Raw genomic sequence first — 3,374 nt, 5'->3', positions numbered from 1 at the left:
TCTCTAGTTTGATAATATATTCTAAATGGTTGTGATATTCTAAATCTTAATGGGCCAATTTTTTTCTCTCCTTCGCCTAATGAATGATTTATTATTGAAACACTTGTTGTATAACAAGACATGGAATGATTTATAAAACGCCAACATAAATCCCAATCAACCAAATCTAAAAATATATTTTCATTAAAAAAATTTACAACCAATAAATTTTTATACTTTGTTACCATTGATGATGTAATAACACTTTTTACTCGATAGCTATTTTTGGTGATTCTTTCCTTTGATTTCGGAATCATCAATGTATTATTATTTAAATTAAAATAAATTGGTCCTACACATCCAACATCGTTTTTAATTTTGTTTATATTTTCAAATTCCTCAATAATTTTATCAATATGATTTAATTCAATTTTAGAATCTTGATCAAAAAATATTATATAATCTTCTTCTTCCCATTTAATAAAGGTACTCTTTAATATTTTATTAAACGCTTTAGATAAACCTAAATTTTGATTAAACCATATATACATGATTTTTTTATTATCCAATTGATTAATTATTTCTTTATTATCGTTTTTACTATTGTCACATAGTACCAAAATATCTACTTGGTTTATTATTCTTTGTATGTTATCAATTATTGTTTTTTTTGGATTATATAGTGTCATTAATGCAATTTTTTTCATGTAATCTTCCTCCTACATAATTTGGTAGATTTATAATTATTATTGTTGCCATCATTTGCGTTGTATCAAAGCAATAAGGATTCCAGAGAGCATAAAACAAATATATGCAATATACAATTACAATAGTCATTCTCTTTTTAAAAAAAGCACTAAAAAGCGTCATGTAAAATAAAAATAGTCCAATAATTCCGATTTGATTATAGATATATAAGGTTTGTAATTCAAAATAAATATCATTGTTATAATTTCTAAAGGTAGTACTTGCATTAATTACACTGCCCAATCCTTCACCAATCAAAAAATTTCCCTCTGTTAATACTTTGATTTGTTCAATTCTTACTACATTTGAATATAAAGACTTTATTTCAATTTTAGCATTAATATACGGTATTAAAAAAGCGATGATTATTATTATCGCAACAATCAACATCATTAGTTTTTGCTTATTTTTTTTTGACCACAATAATACATATAGATACATTTTATAAAATACAAATAATATTAATCCCAATACAAAGGCAAAGTTTCCTGCAGCTAAGATACCAAATAATAATATGATATTACTTAATCTAAATTTATTATTTTTAATAAATGAAAGAATAAATATAACTACTAAAAAAGCATTCCCTTGAACTTGTACTCTTGGAGAAAAAGATCCTGCTAAATATATATCTCCTAAATTATTTGCTAATACCCAATTTCTAATTAGTGTATGATCATTTGTCTTAATTAAATATAATGCTATTAAGACAAGAAGTATACTTTTAATAATTGCAAAAAAAATCATTATCCTATAATAATTATCATAATTTTTCAATTTTACTTGCGTACAAAGTGGTATTGAAATTAGTATTAAAAAAAATCTCATAATTCTTGACATTTCAACATTTTTAAAAATTGAAATAATAAAAGGTATACAGAGAAATATCAAAAATAATAAAAAATTTAATGAAAATAATTTATTTCGTTTAAATTCATTAACATCAGTATTCAAAATTATCAATAACATAACACTAGGTACGATAAATTGGGATAAAAAACTAAATGGGAATTGAAAAAAATATGAAAATAAAATTATAGCCCATAAAATATAACTGAAAGCATTTTTTTTATTAAATTTAATAGTTAAAATCATTACTTCCTCCGATTTCTACTAAATATTGGATTATTGGTTAAATCTTAATTGCTATTTAAATTCTCATATATCAATTTAGATTATTTTTCTATTGAACTTATAATTGCATTTTCTAACCATTTTAACGTATTTTTCTTCTCATTAGCTAATCTTTTACTGATTTTATCCCATTCAATTTTATTATCGGCAATTTCTACTGTAGCATTTTCAGTAATTACTTGCTTTTGTAATCCTATTAATTCTACCAAGCTAGCAAGTCGAGTTGAAAACTTGTGTGGATAATATGGCATTACTTGCTTATTAAATACAATAGAGAATGCTAGACAATGAAATGAATCAGTAACAACATATTCTGCACTCTTAATCAGACCTAAAAAATCTTCTACAGCAGGACAACATTTTAGTTTTCCGTGTTTATAAAAATCATGCCACTGATAGCTAAGAAAATACACTGGTATTTTCTTGGCTTTTTCTAATCTTCTTACAAATTTATCTAATCCCTTTTCTCTGTTAATGTTATACACCAGTATATATTTTTTATTGCTATATCTTTCTGATATGAATGGAGCCCATTCTTCTTTTGTCAGTAATAAAGTAGGATCCAGTATCCATTGACCTTTTAATCCTAAATTTTCCAATATTTCTATTCCACTTTTTTCTCTGACAGATATTGCCTTATATTTTGACAGCAACAGATGTATTTCTTTTTTTTCTTCATCTTTGAGTTTACTCTTCCCAAAACTGGCAGAAAATGCAATTTTTTCTTTTGTATCATCAAAACTAAAATAAAACGGTCTATCTATTCCGTTTGATACATCTGAATTCCATACCTGGTCGCTCCCGGTTACCAGTAAATCAGTTTCTAAAGGATATTTTTCAAAATCTTCTTCACATGTATATAAATGTTTTGATATCTTTAAATTATTGCTAACGAATCTTTTAAATACAGGAAATCTCTTGAGATATGAAGGAATCATAATAATTCTGACCGCCGTTCTTATCAATAAAGATTTTTTTAATAAATCATTTTTCTCTTTTATATCTCTGATCATTCCTGTCATCGTCATCCGCTTTGTCTGATAGTCTATTATTTCTGTTTCACAGCCCATTTTTTCAAATATATATTGAGTAGCATATGCCTGCAGCACTGAACCATAATTCACTATCCTGTGCATTGTTATAATTGATATCTTCACTTTAGTTCCTCCATAAGATAAGAATATAATTTAAAATGACTAATCATTTTTTCTGATCATTTTTACATAAATCAGTTTTCTAAAATTTGTAGGCAATATTCTAACTGTTGATCTTACAGCTATGTTAAACAGATATAATAAAAATGATATCAGTTGCAAATCATAAAGTTTCCTCTGCATTGAAATATCACCTTTTATATAACTGAAACCGCCTCTCCTTTCATACATTCCGTTTCCTACTCTCATCTGTACCAGTATTTCAGGTATATTTACTGCATGATGACCTTTTGCTATAACTTTGGCCCATAAGTAATAGTCCTCATTTAAATAACAGTGTTCATAGCTGCCACATTCTTT

General features: G+C 25.7%; 3 protein-coding genes and 1 pseudogene. All 4 read right to left on the bottom strand.

From position 1 onward, the window contains the following. A partial coding sequence (locus J7M77_RS07800) for a glycosyltransferase (RefSeq protein WP_296877268.1) occupies window positions 1–686 on the bottom strand: 686 nt, incomplete at its 3' end. Further along, window positions 655–1,821, bottom strand: a complete 1,167-nt coding sequence (locus J7M77_RS07795; RefSeq protein ID WP_296877267.1) for a hypothetical protein — start codon at window positions 1,819–1,821, stop codon at window positions 655–657. The genes J7M77_RS07795 and J7M77_RS07800, both read right to left, overlap by 32 nt. A gap of 80 nt (window positions 1,822–1,901) precedes the next feature. Further along, on the bottom strand, window positions 1,902–3,017 hold the full coding sequence (locus tag J7M77_RS07790; RefSeq protein ID WP_296877266.1) for a polysaccharide pyruvyl transferase family protein: 1,116 nt from the start codon (window positions 3,015–3,017) through the stop codon (window positions 1,902–1,904). Window positions 3,018–3,056: 39 nt separating this feature from the next. Beyond that, a pseudogene (locus J7M77_RS07785) lies at window positions 3,057–3,374 on the bottom strand (hypothetical protein); the annotation flags it as partial.

The organism is Thomasclavelia sp., from assembly GCF_017889095.1.
GTDB lineage: Bacteria > Bacillota_I > Bacilli_A > Erysipelotrichales > Coprobacillaceae > Thomasclavelia.
Note: the sequence above shows the minus strand (reverse complement) of the source record. Positions and strands in the feature narration are given on the sequence as shown.